The following is an 18969-nucleotide window of genomic DNA, read 5'->3' as shown; positions in this document are numbered from 1 at the left end:
ACCGGACTCCCCGCCGACGCGCGGCGCACGGGGTCCCGACCGCCTGGAGGCAGGCCCGCCCGGGGTCCCGACCGCCTGGGGGCAGGCCCGCCTGGGGGCAGGCCCGTCTCGGGGTGCGGCCCGGTCCGGGGTGCGGCCCGGTCCGGGTCGGGTCCGTCAGCCGGTGGTGGTGTGCAGGGTGCTCTTGGCCAGCTCGTAGGCCGGGAGCATCGCCTCGTGCTCCGCGGTGTCCATGCCGCCCAGATGCAGGACGACGGGACCCTCGGACGTGGTGACCGCGAGCGCGTGCTCCTGCTTGGTCTCCTCGAGAAGCTCGCTCGTGGTCGTGTACACGACCTCGGTGCCGGTGATGTCGCCCGCCTTCACCGTGCTGTACCGCGCCCCGCTCGCCCCCTTCTCGGCGGCCACGAACTCCTCGAGCACGGCACGCGCGTCGGCGTCGCCCGGCTCGCCGGTCCACACCCGCAGGAACCCGATCTTCCCCGCGGGCTTGGCGTCGACCTCGCAGGCCATGGTGACCGGGCCCTGGCGCAGGAAGGCGTCGGCGAGGTCCGCCAGGTCGCCGGTGGCGGCGGACGACTCCTCGGCGTCGACGGCCTCGGCCTTCCAGAACTCGGCGATGTCGAAGCCGACGGGAAGCTCGCAGGCGGACCCGGAAGCCCCGATGGACCCTCCCCGCCGCGCGACCTTCGCGTCCTTCGTCGCCGACGCCCCGGACGCGCCCTCCGACTCGGCCTTCTCGGCCGCGCATCCCGTCATCAGCCCTGTCAGAAGGGCCGCCACTGTCAGCCCCTGCCCCACGTTCCCCACGGTCCCCGCCCCGAAGCGCACTGCTGTGTCTCCTCTCGACGCCGGCGCGATACCGGCGGAGCACTGTAACCGAGGGGGTCGTGGCTCCCGCCACCGAGATTCGCCGACCGGGCGGCCGGGCCGGGGAAAGTACCGTCCCGCCCCCTGTTCCAGCCCCTGACCGACATGTGCGCGGACGAGTGACGTGCCGTCATATTCACGCGTCGCTGGGAATCCATAGCGGCATGAGCAAGACCGCGCTGATCGTCATCGACATGATCGACACCTACGGCCACCCGGACGTCGACCTGCTCCTGCCGTCGGCCCGCAAGGTGGTCCCGGTGGCCGCCGGTCTCCTCGAACGGGCCCGCCGCGCCGGCGAGCGCGACATGGGCGCGCGAGTGGGCGACAGCGGGGGCCTGTGGACCTGAACGACCCCGCGCCGCGACCCGGCTGACGGACAGTCGGTTCGGCGCCGCCGTACCCGCGTGGTCCGCGTCCGGGCCCGGCCCGGAGAGCGGACGGGGCCGTCCGGCACGGGGCACGGGGCCGACATATTCCTCCGATTCCTCCGATTCCTCTGTTTCGTCCGCTTCCGCCGTTTCCACCGCTTCCTCTGCTTCCACCGCTCACCAAGGGGCACACCACACATGGCCGAGTTGACCCGTCGCAGACTCCTGGGCTCGACCGCGGGCGCGCTGGGCGCCGCCGCGGCTCTCTCCCTCCTCCCGCCGAGCGTGCAGAAGGCCGTCGCGGCCGGAACGTCCCGTCGCGGCTCACTCGCCGACGTCGAACACGTCGTCCTGCTCATGCAGGAGAACCGCTCCTTCGACCACTACTTCGGCACCCTGTCCGGTGTGCGCGGCTTCGCCGACCCCGAGGCGCTCACCCTCGAGACCGGGCGCTCCGTCTTCTACCAGCCCGACGCCGAGAACCCCGCGGGCCACCTGCTGCCCTTCCACCTCGACACCCACACCTCCAGCGCCCAGGCCATCCCGTCCACGAGCCACGCCTGGTCGGTGCAGCACGAGGCGTGGAACGGCGGCCGGATGGACCGCTGGCTGTCGGCCCACCGCACGGCCGACGGCGCCAACGCCCCCTATGTCATGGGCTACTACACCCGCGAGGACATCCCGTTCCAGTTCGCCCTCGCCGAGACCTTCACCGTCTGCGACCACTACTTCTGCTCGGTCCTCGGCCCGACCTGGCCGAACCGCCTGATGTGGATGACCGGCACCATCGACCCCGACGGCGCCCGGGGCGGGCCCGTCGTCCGCAACTCCGCCCCGACGCCGTTCAGCTGGACGACGTACGCCGAGCGGCTCCAGGCGGCCGGGGTCGACTGGAAGGTGTACCAGCAGGAGGACGACTACGGCTGCAACCTGCTGGAGCAGTTCGACACGTTCCGCAACGCGCGACCGGGCTCCGAGCTGTACGAACGGGGCGTCCGGCCCCAGCCGGAGGGCACCTTCGAGGACGACGCCCGGGCCGACCGGCTGCCGACCGTGTCCTGGCTGGTGCCGCCGGGGCACCAGTCGGAGCACCCGGACTACCTGCCGGCGGCCGGCGCGGACTTCGTGGCCTCGAAGCTCGAGGCCATCGCGTCCAACCCCGAGGTCTGGCGCAAGACCGCGTTCATCCTCAACTACGACGAGAACGACGGCCTGTTCGACCATGTGCCCCCGCCCACTCCGCCCGTGGGCACGCCCGGCGAGTTCGTCGGCGGGCTGCCGATCGGCGGCGGCTTCCGGGTACCCGCGATCGTCGTCTCGCCGTGGACCGTGGGCGGCTGGGTGGCCACGGAGCCCTTCGACCACACCTCGACCCTGCGATTCCTGGAGAGGCTCACGGGGGTCATGGAGCCCAACATCAGCGGATGGCGGCGCGGTGCCTTCGGTGATCTCACCTCCGCCTTCCGCTTCGAGTCCACCAGTGCGCTCGCGCCGGCGCTGCCCGACGACACGGCGGAGCAGCTGATGAGGGCGAAGGAGGAGGTCGCCACCCTGCCCAGGCCCACGCTGCCGGGCGCCGAGCAGTCGTTCCCGGTCCAGGAGACGGGCCCCCGGCCGCAGCTCTGACCCGGACGAGCACGCCGCTCTGACCTGGACGAGCATGCCGCGGGTCAGCGGTACGCGACCAGGTCGGGCGGTTCTGCGCGCGTAGAAAGCGGGCTGCCCTGCGGAAGGAAGAAGAGGGCGCAGATGCGCAGCGGTTCCGGCTCCCGGTTCTCCGCCATGTGCACGCCCCGCGGCCCCACCGGTTCGACGATGCATCCGCCGGCGGGCGTCACGCACTCGGATCCGTCCGCCAGGGTCCGGGTCAGGACGCCCGCCGTCACCACGGCGACGACCCGGCCCTCGTGGTAGTGCCAGGGGAGCGAGTGGCCCGGCGGGATCTCGTAGTCGGCGACGACGACCCTGGTGTTCTCCGGTACGCCCAGGGCGAGCCGTTCGGTGAGCAGGCCGTCGGCGAGCAGGGTCGGTACGGGTTCCGCGGTGGGGCGGGCCTCGACGGGCGACGGTCGGTTCACGCGGCGGTCGTCCGGGGCGGGCGGGGGCCGGGGGCGCCGGGGCCGGTCCGGCCCGCTGCGCGACGCAACCCGGCCGAGTTCATGTTCCGCTGGTCAGTGCGTTCCACGGCGTTGACATTAACCCACTTGAGTTACGGAGACGTGACCGGGTGTCATCGGCCGCACCGGTGGCCTGCAGCCCCGCGCGCCTCCCCGGGATCTCCGGGCCGGCGTATCCGGCAGGGTCTGGTCGAAATGTGAGGTAGACGGCCTCTGCGGGAGTGATCCTGGCAGGCCTTCTTCGCGTCCTTCTGAGCGTGGATCGTATGAGACATCGTGCGACGAGTGTTTGGGGGAGACCTTGAGCATCCTGCGTCCGGACGTGGAACGGCCGCGCGAAAGCCGTACCGAGGACGAGCCGCGCGCTGGCCGTGCCGAGGGCGGGCCGCGCGGCGGCCGTGCCGACGGTGAGCAGCGTGGCGGCCGTGCCGACGGTGAGCGGCGTGGCGGCCGTGCCGAGGACGAGCCGCGCGCCGGCCGTGCCGAGGGTGGGCCGCGTGGCGGCGGTGCCGAGGGCGGGCCGCGCGGCGGTGCGCTCGCCCGCACCGCCGCTTTCGTCGCCCGGACGCTGCGGGGCGAGTGGTACGGCATCGTCGTCGACCCCCTGCGGCAGTTGCGCCGCCGCGGGCCCGCGGCGCTGCTGCTGGCGTTCGTCGCCTGCGCGGGCGTGATCTTCTTCCACGCCATCGCCCAACATCCCACGGGCGCGGCGGTGGTGCGCGTCCTCGGCGGGGTCCAGGGCGACCTTCCGCTGTGGCTCGCCCTGCTGCGCACCCCGGTCTCCCTCTACGTCCCGGCCCTCGATCTGCCGGTGTGGGCCGGCATCACCCAGCTGTTCCTCGCCTTCGCCCTGGCCGAACTCGCCCTGGGCCGCCGCAGGACCCTGCTGATCGCCTACGCGTCCACGCTGGCAGGCACCCTCACCGTGCGGGTGATGATGGCGATGGGGCCGGGATGGTGGGGCCTCGGACTGCCGCCCGAGGTGGGCCAGGTGCTCGACACCGGCCCGTCCGCGGCCGTCGTCGGCCTGTTCACCTATCTCTCGGTCGTCCGCCGCGCGCCCATCGTGTTCACGCTCACCGGCGGTTCGATGGTGTGGGAGTCGATCGCCAAGCCCAACCTCGCCGGTCGCGAACACCTCATAGCGGTGACCGCCGCGATCGTCCTCGGCCTGCTCCACGAGAGGGGCCGCCGCCGACGGCAGACCGCCACGAAGACCCAGGACAAGGCGTCTGCCTGAGATCTTGCTATGAATTCGTGGTGCGGTTGAACACTCCTGAGTCCGTCTGCGTATAGGGCCGGGGGATCTCATGCCCATGGCCGCCGACGACGCGTAGGAGCACTCCTTGGTACAGAACAGGCGCAGACGCCAGACGGGCGGGCGACGCGCGACTTTCGCGGCGCTGGCGCTCATCATCGGCGGCGGTGGGCTGATGGGGGTGAACGTCTACGCATCGGCCACCGAAGACGGCAACTCCACAGAGGGCGGCAACAGCGCCGTCACCATCGACTGCCCGGACGTCGGCAGCAAGCTGACCGACGTCCCGGAGCAGGCGTCGCCCGAGGTCGCCCGCGAACTCGCCCTGCTGGACGAGCAGATCGCCGCCGCCTACCGCCAACTCCAGGAGTCCGCGGAGTCGGTGCGGCAGGACGCGGACTTCGCCGACAACGCGGTCATGGACCCGTTGAAGGAGAAGCGCGGCGCGACGATCCAGCGCATCGCGGAGTCCATCGACCGGGCCGGTGACCGCCCCGAAGGCCTGGAGGACCTCGCCGGCTGCACGCTGCGCGACAACGACGACCAGGCCGACGAAGGTTCCGACGGCAGCGGCGACGAGAACCAGAACGGCGATCAGCAGGGCGACGACCAGAACGGCGACGACCAGAACGGCGGCGGAGACCAGCAGGGCGACGACGGCCAGCAGGGCAACGGCGGTCAGGCCGGAAACGGCCCCGTCGCCGCGGACTACGCCGACATCAACGCCGTCCAGCCGGCGGGGCAGACCCCGGATCCCAGCTCCGGTCCCTCCCGCGGCACCTTCACCACCAGCTGCGGAGTGAACGCGAACGGCGTGTTCAACTCCGACAACGTGATCGTGGCCCCGGGCGTCACCAACGGCGCCCACCACTTCCACGACTACGTCGGCAACCAGTCCAACGACGCCTTCGCCTCCGACGACGACCTGGCGAACGCCGACACGAGCTGTGTGGACCAGGGCGACAAGTCCACCTACTACTGGCCCGTGCTGCGTCTGCAGAACGGCGACCAGGAGCAGGACGCGCAGAAGCCGGGCGGTGGCATCGAGGGCAACGCCGGCAAGATCGTCACGCCCAAGGAGGTCACGCTGACCTTCGTGGGCAACCCGCGCAGCCAGGTCACCGCCATGCCCCGGCTGCTGCGCGTCATCACCGGCGACGCCAAGGCCTTCGTCAACGGCACGGCCAACGCCAACGCGTCCTGGAGCTGCACAGGGTTCGAGGACCGGCAGCTGAAGGACAAGTACCCGATCTGCCCGTCCGGCAGCGACGTGGTGCGCACCTTCCGCTTCCAGAGCTGCTGGGACGGCAGCAACATCGACAGTGCCAACCACCGCACCCACGTGGCCTTCGCCGCCGCCGACGGCACCTGCGCGAACGGCTTCAAGGCCGTTCCGCAGCTGGTGCAGCGCATCGTGTACGACGTCGACGCGCCGAGCCTCCAGGACGGCGGCAAGACCACTCCGCTGTTCGCGGTGGACTCCTTCCCGGAGCAGCTGCACAAGCCGGTGACCGACCACGGTGACTTCATCAACGTCTTCGACGAAGGCCTGATGCGCGAGATGGTCGACTGCATCAACGACGGCCGTACCTGCGGCGCCGGCACCGACCCGGGCAACGACAACGGCGGAAACGACAACGGCGGAAACGACAACGGCGGAAACGACGGCGGCAACGGCGGCGGTGCCAACGGCGGCAACGGCGACGACAACGGCTCCGGCGACGACGGAAACGCCGGCAACGGCGGCAACGGCGGCGGAAACGCCGGGAACGGCAACGGCGGTTCCGGCGAGGGCACGCAGGAGCCGTCGCAGGCCCCCGACGCTCCCGCGACCACCGAGCCCGCCGACACCGAGCCCGACACGGGCGGCAACGGTTCCGGTGGCGCCACCACCGACCCCCGCGTCTACACGAAGCCGTCGGCCAAGGCGGCCACCTCGGCGCCCGCCGCCGGCTCGGGCGGCGAGATCGGCTCCCCGGCGACCGCGGCCCCCGCGGCCACCCCCGAGCAGTCGCAGACCCCGGCCGGCACGGGAACCGACACCACCGTCCCGGGTGGGACCGAGCCCCAGGCGGTCCAGGGCGGCCTCGCCGAGACCGGCGCCAACCTCTGGCCCGCGGCCGCCGGAGGGCTGCTGGTGATCGCCGGCTTCGGCGTTCTGTTCCGCAACGCACGCCGTAAGTACTGAGATCCAGACGCCGTACTGAGGTGCGGTACTGAGACTCGGCCACACCACCGAGGGCCCGTCGGACCGCCGACGGGCCCTCGGTGCGACCCACGGGTCTCCGCGCCCCCGTACGGGTGCTCCGGTCCACGAGCCACCGCCCCCGCGCCGGACCGCGCGGTATACGTCGTGCGAAGCGCGGGCGACGATGGGAGACCCATGGAGCACACGGAGCACACCGAGCGGGCGGAGCAGGCGGAGCACACGATGTCCGGGGACTCGTACGACTACGACCTCGGCACCCACGGCCGGCCCGTGACGACCTCGTCCGCCGAGGCACAGCTGTGGTTCGACCGCGGACTGGTCTGGTCGTACGCCTTTCACCACGAGGAGGCCGTCGCCTGCTTCGAGGCCGCGGTCCGCGCCGATCCCGACTGCGCCATGGCCCACTGGGGCATCGCCTACGCGCTCGGGCCCAACTACAACAAACCGTGGGAGTTCTTCGACGAGCAGGACCTGGCACGGACCGTCGCCCGTACGCACGAAGCCGTCGAGCTCGCCCACCGCAGGGCCGGGGCCGCCACCCCCGTCGAACGGGCCCTGATCGGCGCGCTGCGCGCCCGCTATCCGCAGACCCGTCCCGCCGAGGACTGCTCGGTGTGGAACGAGCCCTACGCCGACGCCATGCGGGCCGTCCACGAACTGGCCCCCGACGACCTCGACGTCGCCGCCCTCTACGCCGACGCCCTGATGAACCTCACCCCCTGGCAGCTGTGGGACGTGCGCACGGGCCGGCCGGCCGAGGGCGCCCGCACACCGGAGGCGAAGGAGGTGCTCGACCGCGCGCTGGCCGACGGGGCCGCGGACGCGCATCCGGGCGTCCTGCACTTCTACATCCACCTCATGGAGATGTCGCCGACCCCCGAGGCGGCCCTCCAGGTCGCCGACCGGCTGCGCGGCCTGGTCCCCGACGCCGGTCACCTCCAGCACATGCCCTCGCACCTCGACGTGCTGTGCGGCGACTACCGGCGCGTCGTCACGGACAACACCGCCGCGATCACCGCCGACGAGAAGTACCGGACGCGCTCCGGCGCGATGAACTTCTACACGCTGTACCGCTCGCACGACTACCACTTCAAGATCTACGGCGCGATGTTCCTGGGCCGGTACGGGACCGCGCTGGAGACCGTGGAACGGCTGGAGGCCTCCATCCCGGAGGAGCTGCTGCGCGTGCAGAGCCCGCCCATGGCCGACTGGCTGGAGGCGTTCCGCACCATGCGCTTCCACGTACTGATCCGCTTCGGCCGCTGGCAGGACGTCCTCGACGCGCCGCCGCCCGCCGACCCGGTCCTGCACAGCGTGACCACCGCGATGCGCCATTACGCCCGCGGCGTCGCGCTCTCCGCCACCGGCCGGGTCGCCGAGGCCGAGGCGGAACGCTCCCTGTTCCGCTCGGCGGCCGACCGGGTGCCCGAGACCCGGATGCTGTTCAACAACACCTGCCGGGACATCCTCGCGATCGCGTCCGCGATGCTCGACGGTGAACTGGAGTACCGCAGGGGCAACCACGACCTCGCCTTCGCCGCCCTGGAGCGGTCCGTCGAACTGGACGACCGCCTTCCCTACGACGAACCCTGGGGCTGGATGCAGCCCACCCGGCACGCGTACGGCGCCCTGCTGCTGGAGCAGGGGCGGATCGAGGAGGCCGAGGCGGTCTACCGCGCCGACCTCGGTCTGGACGACACGCTGCCCCGTCCGTCCCAGCACCCCGGCAACGTGTGGTCCCTGCACGGCTACCACGAGTGCCTGGTCCGGCTGGGCAGGACCGCCGAGGCGCGGATCGTGGCCCAGCAGCTGAAGTTCGCCACCGCCCTGGCCGACGTACCCGTCCGGGCGTCCTGCTTCTGCCGTCTCGACGGCGACACGGGCACCGGTACCGGGACCTCGGTCACATCCGGGTGCTGCGCCATGGACAATTGATCGAGATCGTCGGCGCTGTCGACGCGACTGAGGGGGCCTCGGAGCATGGCGGGCGCACGGTGAACGAGATGCGTGGGAAGAAATGGTCGCTGCCGCACGTCGGCCCGACACAGCGGGACGCCGTCGCCCGCGCGCGGGGCTGGGCCCGGCTCGCCCTGGTGCTGGTCGCCGCGTGTGTCGCGGTGGTGATGGCGGGTGCGGGATCCGGCGGCTGGCTGGTCCTGTTCATCGGGTTCGTACTCCTCGCGCTGGCGGGGGCGGGCGTGTGGTGGATGCTGGCGCACCGGGGCGGAGCCCGGCTGCTCGGCGGGCTGGTGGCCGTCACCGCGCCGGTGGGCGTGGTGGTGCTGTACGCCCTGTCCGGCCTGTGGCCGGTGGCGGTGGGCGCGCTCGCGCTGTGGGCGGGGGCGCTGGCCTCGGCCCGGGCCTCACTGCGCAGCGTGCGCCGTCCGAAGGGCATGCACGGCCGCAGGACTCCGCCGCCGCGCCGCCCGGTCCTGATCATGAACGTGCGCTCGGGCGGCGGCAAGGTCGTCAAGCACGGGCTCGTCGCGCGCGCCGAGGCGCTCGGCGCCCGGGTGGTCGTGCTCGGCGCCGACGAGGTCTACACCGATCCGGAGGCGGAGGCCCGGCAGGCCGTCGCCGAGGGCGCGGACCTGCTCGGTGTCGCGGGCGGCGACGGCACCCAGGCACTGGTGGCGGCCGTCGCCGCCGAACACGACGTGCCCTTCCTGGTGATCGCCGCCGGCACCCGCAACCACTTCGCCATGGACCTCGGCCTCGACCGCACCGACCCCACCCTCAGCCTCGACGCCCTCACCAACGGCGTCGAACTCCGCGTGGACCTCGGGGACGTCGGCGGCCGGGCCTTCGTCAACACCGTCTCCTTCGGGGCGTACGCGGAGATAGTGCAGAGCCCCGACTACCGCGACGCCAAGGCCGCCACCGCACTCGACCACCTGCCCGACCTGCTCCAGGGCGAGGCCGGTCCGACCCTGGACGTGCAGACGGACGACACCCGTCTGCACGCGCCGCAGGCACTCCTGGTCAGCAACAACGCCTACGCCCGCGCCGACCCGCTCGGCGGCGGACGCCGGCCCCGGCTGGACGCCGGACTGCTCGGGGTGATCGGCGTCCGGGTGGAGGGCGCCGCCCAGGCCGCCGAACTCGCGCTGCTCGGCGAGCGCGCGGGCAGCATCACCTCGGTGACGTCCCGGCGTGTCGTCGTCGACGCGGACCGCGACCGCATCGCGGTGGCCGTCGACGGCGAGGCACTCGAACTGGCCACCCCCGTCGTGTGCACGGTACGGCCCGCCGCGCTGCGGGTCCGGGTGCCCCGGCACCGCCCGGGCGCGGCCTACGCGCCCCCCACGGTCGACTGGCGGCGCATCGTCCGCCTCGCGCTCGGCCATCCCGACCCTCGCACGATCAAGGAGGCCTACGATGTCTGACCGTCTGCCGAAGCTCCCCACCTCGCATCTGGTCCGTGACCTCGCGACCATGGACCAGGCCCTGTACGAGACGGTCAGCGTGACCAGAACGCCCACCCTGGACAGCGCGCTGCGCCGGCTGTCCGCGGCGGCCGACCATTCCAAGCTGTCCTTCGCGGTCGCCGCCGCGCTCGCCCTGCGCGGCGGCCGTCCCCGCCGCGCCGCCGCGCTCGGCGTCGCGGCCATCGGCGTCGCCTCGGCGACCGCGAACCTGCTCGGCAAGCAGCTCGTACGCCGTCCGCGACCGCACCGCGCCGAGGACTCGCCGTTCCCGGGGCGGCATGTGCCGATGCCGCACTCGGCGTCCTTCCCGTCCGGGCACACCGCCTCGGCCGTCGCCTTCGCGGCCGCGGTCGGTCCGACCCTGCCGGTCTCGGCGGTGCCGCTGGGCCTGCTCGCCTGCGCGGTCGGCTACTCGCGGGTCCACACCGGGGTGCACTACCCGGGCGACGTCGTGGCCGGAGCGCTGCTGGGCACGGGCTCGGCGGCCCTGGTCCTGGCGATCACCGCGCGTAAGCACGCCTGAGGGAGCCGAGAGGGCCGAGAGGGCCGAGAGCGGTCCTACTCCCTGCCGCAGTGGAGGAAGAGGTGGGGTTCCGGCACTGCCTCGGGATGGTCGGGGGTGAACAGCATGTTCTCCTCGGCCAGCACGGTCAGGCCGGCTCCGGTGACCATGTCGACGAGATCCTCGTCGGCGAAGCTCGTGACCCGCACGGGCTGCCCCATGAACACGGCGTCGACGCCCGCCACGTCCAGCGGCACGGTGGCCAGCGCGAGACTGCCTCCCGGCCGGAGCGCCCGGGCCAGCCGCCCGACCAGCCCGGCCTGCTGCGCGCGGTCCAGTTGCAGCAGCGAGAAGTACACGCAGACTGCGTCGAACGAGCTTTCCTCCAGCGGAAGTTCACGTGCGTCGAGGCACCGGAACTCCGCCTCGGGCACCTGCCGGGCCGCCAGCTCCACCATGACGGGGGAGACGTCGACGCCGAGCACGTGGTGGCCCGCCCGGGCGAGGGTCTCGGCCGTCGGCCGTCCCGTGCCGCTGCCGACGTCCAGTACCCTGCCGCCCGGGGCGAGCCGCCCCAGCAGCCACTCCAGGGATCTGTGGTGCGCCTCCGAGTGCGCGAACGCCTTCTCGTACACGGGCCCCAGCGCGTCGAACACCCGCGCCGCACGCTGCCCGCCGTCCTCGCCGACCAAGCCGGTTCCCTTCGTGGTGGTGTGTGAGTCCCGCGCCGTCATGGTGCCCCGGCCGGGGGCTCGCCTTCCGGGAAACGGCCGGAATCGTATTTTCCACTACCGTAAGTAACATGATCCAATCCTCTTGACGCGGGCCCTACTGGTGAGTAGCCAAGCCCCCGGGTAACCGTCGCTTCGTTCGGAGGACCCCCATGCCCTCGCTTGAGGACGCTCTGCAAGAGTCCCGTACCGCCTATGAGGAGCACGCACGCACCTGCCGTCAGTGCCACTTCGACATGGCGCCGTGCGCCGTCTCCAAACACCTCCTGCGCGCCTACAACAACGCCAGGCGGGCTCAGTCCCGCACGAACTCCGTGATGGGCTGAGGGGCTCGGCGGCTCACTTCGCCGACCTGGGCACGGTCACTGTCAGTTCCCGGATCTCGTAGCCGCCGATCTCGTCCTTGAACGACACCCGCGGGCTGCCGGTCATCCGGAGACCGTCCAGCGCGAAGAGCCTGCTGAGCAGCACGTCCGCCTCCAGGACGGCGACAGCGGCGCCCGGACAGCGGTGGGCGCCGTCCCCGAAGGCGAGCCCCGCCGCCCCCGGCCCCAGGTCCCGCAGCCGGCCGGGCCGCAGCAGGTCCGGGTCACGGCCCACGCCGTCCGGGTCCGCGTTGGCCTCGTCGACGAAGACGGTGAGCAGCTCACCGGGGCCGATCGACGCCTCACCGACCCGCATCGGCGCGGTGGCCCGGCGGGACAGGCGTCCCACGACGGGTTCCAGCCGCAGGATCTCCCGGAGCAGTTCGAGCCGCTCCGGCTCCTCGGCCACGCGGTACCGGCCGAGGAGCTCCGGGTCGTCGAACAGATGCCAGGCCGCGACGCAGATGAACTCCCGGGTGGTGACCATGCCCGCCGCCGCGTACGTCAGGCACTCGCCGAGGATCTCCGCGCCCGAGCATCCCTCGGCCAGCAGATGGGAGATCAGGTCGTCCCGCTCCCGCTTCCGGTGCGCACGGATCGCCGGGCGGACGTCGGCGAGATGGATGCGCAGCCAGTTGGTGTTCTGGCGCAACAGCCAGTACAGACCCCGCAGGCTCGTGAGCCCGGGCTGCCCGAACTCCTCGGGGAAGAAGCGTTCCAGCCGGGACTTGAGACCCGGGCGGCTGTGGGTGAGCCCGAGGATGTCGCTCACCACCTCGATCGCCATGGTGAAGCTCAGGTCGGACAACTGCGCCGTACCGGTGGCCCGGAGCGCCGCCGTCTGCTCCTCGGCGATCCGCGTCATCAGCTCGCGGTAGTGCTCGTCCACGTGCCGCGGTGTGAAGAACCGGGCGGTCTGCCGCCGCTGTTCGCGGTGTCCGGGACCGTCCTGGTAGAGCACGGGACGGCGGACGCGCGCCGGCAGCTTCTCCACGGTCTCGATGCCGAGTCCGGCCTGCACCGTGTCCGTGGCGCGCAGCACCTCACGGGCGGCCGTGAACCCACGGACCTCCCATGTCCCGTCCGCGCCGCGGTGTACCGGGCAGCCCGGCCGGGCGGGCCCTCGTTCGACCTTGCGCACGCTCTCCCGCGCGTCCCCCATTGGTCCCCCATCGTCGCACCGGACGACAGTGTCGCCGCGACGGCCGCCCGCGCGATGCGCCTTTACCGGCCATGCGCGGGCGGGCGCACAACTCTCCCGCCCGGCAGGACCCGTCGGAACTCAGGCGGGCCGGACGGCGCCGCGCAGGGCGCCCTCCCCGAACGGCAGGATCGCCTCCTCGCGGATGTACGTGCCCGGACCGGGGGCGTGGATCATCATGCCGTTGCCCGTGCACAGGCCGGTGTGACTGAGGTCGTCGAAGAAGAAGACGAGGTCGCCGGGGCGGAGTTCGGCCAGGCTGATCCGGGTGAAGGCCTTCGCCTGGTCGATGGCGGAGCGTGGCAGGGTCACCCCGGCGGACCGCCACGCGGCCTGCGTGAGGCTGGAGCAGTCGTACGACTCCGGTCCGGTCGCCCCCCACACGCACGGCCGGCCGATCTGCGCCCGGGCGAAGGCGAGAGCCTTGTCCGCCTTCCCCAGGTAGGCCGTACCGGTGGTGCTGACCGTGACATCGGTCGGGGCGACGGCCGGAAGGACGGCCTCGGGGAGCGGGGCGGCGGGAGCCGCGGGAGCGGGCGGGGCCGGGTAAGCGGCACCAGCGGTCAGCACGTCCGCCAGGGGGGCCTGGTAGCTCGGCATGGGCGCGGAGGGAGCGGGACCGGACGTCGCGTAACCCGATGCCGGGGTGGTGAAGCCGAGTTCCGACGGCGGATAGCCGGGGGCGACCGGGGCGCCGGGCGCCATGAAGCCGGACTCCGTCGCGGGCAGGCCGAGTTCGGGCATCGGATAGCCGGACGGCGCTGTGACGGCGCCGAGTTCCGAGGTCAGGGGGTCCGGAGCCGGCGCCGCAGAGGGCATGGGGAAGGCGAAGGCGGTCTCGGGCGCCGCGAAGCCCGACGCCGGTGCGGCGAAGCCGAGTTCACCTGTCGCGAGATGTCCGTCCGCGCCGATCGGTGACGTCGTGCCGGGAGCGGCGGCGGGCGGCCGTCCCGCCCACGCGGCGGTGATCTCCGCACGGAAGGCCAGCTGCTCCGCGGTGTCCCAGGGCTGCTGGGCCGGCTGCGCCCCGGCCGGCTGCGTCCCGGTCGTGGGCATGACGGTCGTGGGGAGGGAGGGCGCGGACAGGGAAGGCGCGGACAGCGAGGGGGCGGTGGCGGTCGGCGCGGGCAGGGACGCCATGGGCAGGGACTGGGGCTGCAGGGACGGGGACTGCATGGGCTGGGACCGCATGGGCTGGGCGAGGGCCCGGGCCAGCACCTCCCTGGCCGCGGCGAGCTTCCGCCCGTTCCGCTCCTTGGTGTTCTTGAGCGAGGCCTGCCGGTCGGTGGGCGCGGACGCGGGGGAAGCGGTCCTGGCGGGCGCGGCGGCCTGGGCGGGGACGGCGGGCAGCAGGGCCCTCGGCGCCTCCTGGCGCGGCTCGGGGGCCGCGGGGAGAGCGGCGACAGCGCGCGCGGTCAGCTCCGGGACGCGCCGGGGAGCCGCTTCCAACTCCCGTACGGCAGAGCTGTCGGCGGGCCGCTCCGGTGCGCTCGCCGGGCGAGCGGCCCGGGCCGGACGGGCGGGCTGGCGGTCGGCCGGCAGTACGGCGGGCGTCACCGGACCGACCCGGCCACGGGCCACGTCGAACCACTGCTTGGCCACCGCGTCGAGCGACGGATCGCTCGACCCGCGCCCGCTGTTGGCGACGGACGTGACCGTCCCGCGGGACCTGCTCGACTGGGCGCGCGTGATGTTGTAGGAGCCCGTGTCGGACTCGGCCCGGTCGTAGAGCGAGTTGACCCGCTCCTGGATCTCCGCCCGGCTCGGCTCGTCGGTGTTGCCGCCTGGGGAGCGCGGGCTGCGATCCGTCGCCATGGAAGACGTTCTCCTTCCGTCCTCCGCCTGCCACTCGGCGGCGGAATCCGGGCGACCCTTGTTGCCAGGTGCCCCCAAGCCCCCTGCCCTGACGGGCAGTCGTACGGCCTGGGCGTCAACTTAACCAACTTGTGAGGCTGGCGTGAAGATTGGAGCGTCAAATGTCCGATACGTATTCGTGACCTTCGTCTCTTGCGGCCGCCATCAGGTTTGCTCGCTGCACGGACCGTCGCGGACCGGTCACGAACGGGGGTCGGCCGCCCCGGTCTCCGGGTGCCGGACGCGGCCGGCGTCGTCCTGGGCCAGCAGGGACAGCAGGGCGGCCACGCTCAGGCCCGCCTCGGCCGGGTGGCGCAGCACCTTGCCGGACTCGACCCGGTAGGTGTTGCCGCGCCCCTCCCTCGTGTGGGACAGATAGCCGGCCTGTTCCAGGTCCGCGATGATCTTCTGAACGGCCCGTTCGGTGAGCCGGCAGTGTGCGGCCAGGTCCCGGATGCGGGCGCTGTGATTGTCGGCGATGGCGGCCAACACACGGGCGTGGTTGGTGAGAAACGTCCATCCGTTGTGTGACTCGGGCACTCCGTCCATGGGGCGATTGTACGGCTGGTTATTCACGTATACAAAGGCCGGAACTTTATTTCGTGTATCTGTTGACGTGTGACGGGCGGCGGGGTGAATCTGGAGGAGACCAGTGGACTGACCGGGGAGGCGGTCATGCCGGAACGAGCTTGTGACGCGAACGCCGAAGGCGGAGACGCCTTCGTCGGTGCGGAGGTGAGCGGTGCGCGTGCCTTTCGGCCGGGCCCCGCGCCCCGGATCGGTGTCCGTCCCGACGGCGACCGTGTCGTCGTGACGGTGCGGGGCGAGCTGGACCTCGACTCGGCCGGGCAACTGGCACAGGCCCTGCGTGCGGCGCTCGGTGACGCGGCGCGCGGCGTGGATCTGGAACTCGGCGGCGTCGCGTTCTGCGACTGCTCCGCTCTGAACGTGTTGCTCGATCTGCACGAGCAGAGCCTGAAGCTGGGCAAGACGCTCGCCCTGCGCACGGTGAGCCCCGCGGTCGAACGGCTGCTGACCCTCACCGGCACCCGGACGCTGTTCGACGCCGTCGGCCCCGACGCCCCCGGCCCCCGCGACGAGGGGACCGAGGGGGCCGCTGAGGGTGAGGCGGACCATGGTCACCCGCCGGCCCGAGGCACGGACCACGGCACCCTGGACGACCTGCGCATCGAGGTCGTCCAGCTGCGGCGCGCCATGCAGACCCGCCCGGTGATCGACCTGGCCCGGGGCATCCTCATGGCGTCCTTCGGACTGGGCGTCGAGGAGGCCTGGCGGGTGCTGGTCCTGGCCTCCCAGAACACCAACACCAAGCTGTACCACCTCGCCCGAGACCTGGTCGCCGCCGTACGGGGCGAACCGCCCGCGGACGCCGTACAGGAACAGGTCGCCGCGGCGGTGGCCAAGGTCAGATCGGAGACCCCCTCGCCCTGACCGGTCCACGGGGTGCGCCGTCACCCGGAGCGGACCGAGGCGGGCGGGGGATCCGCCGGGGCCATGTGATCCGTGTCCGTCGCCGTGCGTCTCCCGGCGGGGACGTTTCGTGGCCGCAGCCCACCGACCAGGCCGGCGATCACCACGGCGATGCCCAGCCATACCGACGGCCCTGGCACGCCGGCGCCCGTGACGGTGCCGACGGCCGCCGCTGCCAGTGGCGCGATGCCGGTGAGCAGTCCGGCCCGCCCGGCTCCGACGGACCGCACCGTCGAGTACCACAGGACGAAGGCGGCCGCCGTGACCATCAGCGCCAGGTAGCCGACGGCCGCCCACTGGGCCCCGGACAACTCCCGTGCCGCCGAAGGCCCTTCATGTGCCACGCCGAGGACGGCCAGCAGCGCCCCGCCCAGCCACGTCGCGTGCACGGACACCCCCCACGGCGTGTGCCGTGGCAGTACCGGCACCGCGAGCAGGGTGAACGCGGCCTCGCAGCCCAGGGTGAGCGCCGCCCAGGCCACCCCGACGGCATCGGTGCGGCCGGTTCCCACCACCAGCACCGCGCCCGTCATGACGACCGGTGCCGCCCACAGGACCTGCCCGCTCGGCCTGCGCCGCTCCAGCAGCGGACCCACCACCCCGAGAACCAGGGGGACACACGCCACCGCGACGGCGACCACCGCGGGCTCCGCGTGCGCGACCCCCCGGACCACGGCCACGTTGAACAGCACGAGACCGGTGACCGCGAGCCCGGTCAGCCACAGCCACTCCCGTCCCCGTGGCCATGTCGGGCGAGCACCCGCCAGCCGGGCGAGGACCACCAGGATCGCGGTCGCGGCCGCGTACCGGACGGCCTGGGCGGTGAACAGCGGGGCGTCGACGAGCGTGTGAGAGACGGTGACGCTGCTGCCGACGAGCGTCATCCCGACCATCCCCGGGACGAGTTGGACGAACGGCGCGGAAGGTGTGTCCATGCCGTCCACCCTGCCCTCACAATGGACTCCATGGGCAGGTCCACGAAGTCATCGGCCGAGGGGTCCAAAAAGCCACGCGCGGCAGCCGTCCCGGCGGTCGGCTCGGACTTCCTCCAGCTGGACATCGGCCAGGCGCCGCCCGGTGGGCGCACCGCCTGGCTCACCGACCGGCTGCGGTCGGCCATCGCCGACGGCCGGCTGTCCGTCGGAGCGCGGCTGCCCGCCAGCCGAGTGCTCGCCGAGGAGCTGCGGGTCACCCGGGGCGTGGTCACCGAGGCCTACCGGCGGCTCGCCGAGTCCGGTCAGATCGCCGGTCGCGGCCGGCGCGGAACGGTGGTGGTGGCGGCTCCCGCCTCGCCGCCCGATCGCGCCCGCGCCCGCGGCGCGGGGGAGGCCGGGCGGCCCGCGCTCTTCGGGTCGGCCGACCGCGAAGGCGTCGTCGACGCGCTGCGCGCCCTGCCCTGCCGGATCGATCTCTCGCCGGGTGTCCCCGATCTCGCCGCCTTCCCCCGCACCGAGTGGCTGCGCGCCGAACGGGCCGTCCTCGCCGACGTCACCCCCGCCGAGTTCGGCTACGGCGACCCCCGAGGCGCCCTGGCCCTGCGGCGGGCCGTGGTCGGCTGGCTGGCCCGCAACCGCGGCATCCGTGCCGACCCGGACGAGGTGGTGGTGGTCGCGGGCGTCGCGCAGGCCCTCGGCCTGCTCGGGCAGCTCCTGCGCGCGGACGGAATCCGCCGCATCGCCGTCGAGGACCCCGGATCCCTCGGAGCGCGCCAGCAGTTGGAGTACGGGGGCCACACGACCGTCCCCGTCCCCGTGGACGCCGACGGCCTCGACGTCGGCGCGCTGCGCGCCGGTGGCGCTCGTGCGGTGCTGCTGACCCCGGCCCACCAGTTCCCCACCGGGGTCGTACTCGACGGGGAACGCCGCCGCGAGCTGCTGCACTGGGTGGCCGAGGGCGGGGTGGTCATCGAGGACGACTACGACGCCGAGCACCGCTACGACCGGCCGCCGGTGCCGGCGCTGCGCTCGCTGGCGATCGAGGGCCTCTGTTACGCGGGCAGCGTCTCGAAGCTGCTCGCGCCCGCGCTCCGGGTGGGCTGGCTCCTCGTTCCGCCGGGCCGGATGGACGCCCTGGTGACGGCCAAGCGGTACGCGGACCTCGGGAACGGCATCCTCACCCAGCTGGTCCTCGCCCGGTTGATGGACTCGGGCGAGCTGGAACGGCACCTGCGCCATGTACGGCTGCGCCACCGTCGACGCCGGGACACGATGCTGCGGGCCGTCGAGGAGCACCTGCCGGGTGCCCGCGTCCACGGGGCGGCCGCCGGCCTCCACCTGATGGTCACCTTCGACGGGCCGCGCAACGGTTTCCACGACACCGACCTGGCCGCGGCCGCTCTCGCACGGGGCGTCAAGGTGCACCCGCTGTCCTGGCACAGGATCACCCCCGGCCCCCCGGGCCTGGTGCTCGGCTACGCGGCGGGCCCCGCCCACGGGATCGACGAGGGCATCGCCGTCATCGGCGACGCCCTGCGCGGTGTGCGGAAGGAGACGACCAGGTGATCAGGGGGCACCCGGGCAGGTGGTGGCTTCGACGTCGTGCAGGTGGATGAGGATCTCGCGGGGGCCAGGGT

17 protein-coding genes are annotated in these 18969 nt (G+C 73.0%); 10 read left to right on the top strand and 7 right to left on the bottom strand.

All coding sequences use genetic code 11. The features are described from left to right. Window positions 1–156: 156 nt before the first annotated feature. Window positions 157–759 (bottom strand): lipoprotein, encoded by a 603-nt coding sequence (locus ABT070_RS07860; protein ID WP_351757328.1) that lies wholly within the window; start codon window positions 757–759, stop codon window positions 157–159. A gap of 275 nt (window positions 760–1034) precedes the next feature. Between ABT070_RS07860 and ABT070_RS07855 the strand changes: the two genes are divergently transcribed. Next, complete coding sequence (locus tag ABT070_RS07855; RefSeq protein ID WP_451102149.1) at window positions 1035–1220, top strand: hypothetical protein; 186 nt, start codon at window positions 1035–1037, stop codon at window positions 1218–1220. A 219-nt stretch (window positions 1221–1439) separates the two neighbouring features. Next, a complete protein-coding gene (locus ABT070_RS07850) occupies window positions 1440–2867 on the top strand; it encodes an alkaline phosphatase family protein (RefSeq protein ID WP_351756243.1) in 1428 nt (475 codons plus the stop codon). Window positions 2868–2911: 44 nt separating this feature from the next. On the opposite strand, the gene ABT070_RS07845 is transcribed toward ABT070_RS07850, so the two are convergent. Continuing rightward, on the bottom strand, window positions 2912–3319 hold the full coding sequence (locus tag ABT070_RS07845; protein ID WP_351756241.1) for a cupin domain-containing protein: 408 nt from the start codon (window positions 3317–3319) through the stop codon (window positions 2912–2914). 340 nt (window positions 3320–3659) lie between these two features. On the opposite strand from ABT070_RS07845, the gene ABT070_RS07840 reads away from it, so the two are divergent. The 5 genes from ABT070_RS07840 (at window position 3660) to ABT070_RS07820 (ending at window position 10776) form a co-directional block, all read left to right on the top strand. Continuing rightward, window positions 3660–4598, top strand: a complete 939-nt coding sequence (locus ABT070_RS07840) for a hypothetical protein (RefSeq protein ID WP_351756238.1) — start codon at window positions 3660–3662, stop codon at window positions 4596–4598. Between the two features lie 193 nt (window positions 4599–4791). Further along, entirely contained in the window at window positions 4792–6804 is a 2013-nt protein-coding gene (locus tag ABT070_RS07835) for a DUF1996 domain-containing protein (RefSeq protein ID WP_351757325.1), read from the top strand. A gap of 243 nt (window positions 6805–7047) precedes the next feature. Next, window positions 7048–8760: a tetratricopeptide repeat protein gene (locus ABT070_RS07830; protein WP_351757322.1), complete on the top strand. Its 1713-nt coding sequence runs from the start codon at window positions 7048–7050 to the stop codon at window positions 8758–8760. Between the two features lie 68 nt (window positions 8761–8828). Next, window positions 8829–10211, top strand: a complete 1383-nt coding sequence (locus tag ABT070_RS07825; RefSeq protein ID WP_351756235.1) for a diacylglycerol/lipid kinase family protein — start codon at window positions 8829–8831, stop codon at window positions 10209–10211. After that, complete coding sequence (locus ABT070_RS07820; RefSeq protein WP_351756232.1) at window positions 10204–10776, top strand: phosphatase PAP2 family protein; 573 nt, start codon at window positions 10204–10206, stop codon at window positions 10774–10776. Before ABT070_RS07825 ends, ABT070_RS07820 begins: the two co-directional genes overlap by 8 nt. 35 nt (window positions 10777–10811) lie before the next feature. Here ABT070_RS07820 and ABT070_RS07815 read toward each other — a convergent pair whose 3' ends face one another. Further along, window positions 10812–11489 (bottom strand): class I SAM-dependent methyltransferase, encoded by a 678-nt coding sequence (locus ABT070_RS07815; RefSeq protein ID WP_502990158.1) that lies wholly within the window; start codon window positions 11487–11489, stop codon window positions 10812–10814. Window positions 11490–11638: 149 nt separating this feature from the next. Between ABT070_RS07815 and ABT070_RS07810 the strand changes: the two genes are divergently transcribed. Then, window positions 11639–11812, top strand: coding sequence for a hypothetical protein (locus ABT070_RS07810; protein ID WP_351756229.1), 174 nt, complete (start codon window positions 11639–11641; stop codon window positions 11810–11812). 13 nt (window positions 11813–11825) lie between these two features. On the opposite strand, the gene ABT070_RS07805 is transcribed toward ABT070_RS07810, so the two are convergent. From ABT070_RS07805 to ABT070_RS07795, 3 genes are all read right to left on the bottom strand, one after another. Then, the gene (locus ABT070_RS07805; RefSeq protein WP_351756226.1) at window positions 11826–13013 is read right to left on the bottom strand and encodes a cytochrome P450; all 1188 of its coding nucleotides are present in this window, start codon (window positions 13011–13013) and stop codon (window positions 11826–11828) included. 120 nt (window positions 13014–13133) lie between these two features. After that, a complete protein-coding gene (locus ABT070_RS07800) occupies window positions 13134–14867 on the bottom strand; it encodes a C40 family peptidase (protein ID WP_351756224.1) in 1734 nt (577 codons plus the stop codon). Between the two features lie 240 nt (window positions 14868–15107). Beyond that, window positions 15108–15455, bottom strand: coding sequence for a helix-turn-helix transcriptional regulator (locus tag ABT070_RS07795; protein WP_351756222.1), 348 nt, complete (start codon window positions 15453–15455; stop codon window positions 15108–15110). A 126-nt stretch (window positions 15456–15581) separates the two neighbouring features. Between ABT070_RS07795 and ABT070_RS07790 the strand changes: the two genes are divergently transcribed. Then, window positions 15582–16358 carry an anti-sigma factor antagonist gene (locus ABT070_RS07790; RefSeq protein ID WP_351756220.1) on the top strand — a complete coding sequence of 259 codons (777 nt, stop codon included), beginning with the start codon at window positions 15582–15584 and terminating at the stop codon, window positions 16356–16358. Between the two features lie 20 nt (window positions 16359–16378). Here ABT070_RS07790 and ABT070_RS07785 read toward each other — a convergent pair whose 3' ends face one another. Further along, window positions 16379–17332, bottom strand: a complete 954-nt coding sequence (locus ABT070_RS07785) for a DMT family transporter (protein ID WP_351756217.1) — start codon at window positions 17330–17332, stop codon at window positions 16379–16381. A 21-nt stretch (window positions 17333–17353) separates the two neighbouring features. On the opposite strand from ABT070_RS07785, the gene pdxR reads away from it, so the two are divergent. Next, a complete protein-coding gene (gene pdxR / locus ABT070_RS07780; RefSeq protein WP_351756215.1) occupies window positions 17354–18898 on the top strand; it encodes a MocR-like pyridoxine biosynthesis transcription factor PdxR in 1545 nt (514 codons plus the stop codon). Window positions 18899–18969: the final 71 nt, after the last annotated feature.

It is taken from the genome of Streptomyces sp. NPDC002884 (assembly GCF_040295245.1).
Classification (GTDB): domain Bacteria; phylum Actinomycetota; class Actinomycetes; order Streptomycetales; family Streptomycetaceae; genus Streptomyces.
Note: the sequence above shows the minus strand (reverse complement) of the source record. Positions and strands in the feature narration are given on the sequence as shown.

Excerpts from the sequence above, each read along its gene's own strand:
- ABT070_RS07810 (WP_351756229.1), top strand. The coding sequence starts at position 11,639 with ATGCCCTCGCTTGAGGACGCTCTGCAAGAGTCCCGTACCGCCTATGAG.
- ABT070_RS07835 (WP_351757325.1), top strand. The coding sequence starts at position 4,792 with ATGGGGGTGAACGTCTACGCATCGGCCACCGAAGACGGCAACTCCACA.
- ABT070_RS07800 (WP_351756224.1), bottom strand. The coding sequence starts at position 14,867 with ATGGCGACGGATCGCAGCCCGCGCTCCCCAGGCGGCAACACCGACGAG.
- ABT070_RS07860 (WP_351757328.1), bottom strand. The coding sequence starts at position 759 with ATGACGGGATGCGCGGCCGAGAAGGCCGAGTCGGAGGGCGCGTCCGGG.
- ABT070_RS07830 (WP_351757322.1), top strand. The coding sequence starts at position 7,048 with ATGTCCGGGGACTCGTACGACTACGACCTCGGCACCCACGGCCGGCCC.
- ABT070_RS07795 (WP_351756222.1), bottom strand. The coding sequence starts at position 15,455 with ATGGACGGAGTGCCCGAGTCACACAACGGATGGACGTTTCTCACCAAC.
- ABT070_RS07820 (WP_351756232.1), top strand. The coding sequence starts at position 10,204 with ATGTCTGACCGTCTGCCGAAGCTCCCCACCTCGCATCTGGTCCGTGAC.
- pdxR (WP_351756215.1), top strand. The coding sequence starts at position 17,354 with ATGGACTCCATGGGCAGGTCCACGAAGTCATCGGCCGAGGGGTCCAAA.
- ABT070_RS07825 (WP_351756235.1), top strand. The coding sequence starts at position 8,829 with ATGCGTGGGAAGAAATGGTCGCTGCCGCACGTCGGCCCGACACAGCGG.
- ABT070_RS07855 (WP_451102149.1), top strand. The coding sequence starts at position 1,035 with ATGAGCAAGACCGCGCTGATCGTCATCGACATGATCGACACCTACGGC.
- ABT070_RS07815 (WP_502990158.1), bottom strand. The coding sequence starts at position 11,489 with ATGACGGCGCGGGACTCACACACCACCACGAAGGGAACCGGCTTGGTC.
- ABT070_RS07790 (WP_351756220.1), top strand. The coding sequence starts at position 15,582 with ATGCCGGAACGAGCTTGTGACGCGAACGCCGAAGGCGGAGACGCCTTC.
- ABT070_RS07785 (WP_351756217.1), bottom strand. The coding sequence starts at position 17,332 with ATGGACACACCTTCCGCGCCGTTCGTCCAACTCGTCCCGGGGATGGTC.
- ABT070_RS07805 (WP_351756226.1), bottom strand. The coding sequence starts at position 13,013 with ATGGGGGACGCGCGGGAGAGCGTGCGCAAGGTCGAACGAGGGCCCGCC.
- ABT070_RS07850 (WP_351756243.1), top strand. The coding sequence starts at position 1,440 with ATGGCCGAGTTGACCCGTCGCAGACTCCTGGGCTCGACCGCGGGCGCG.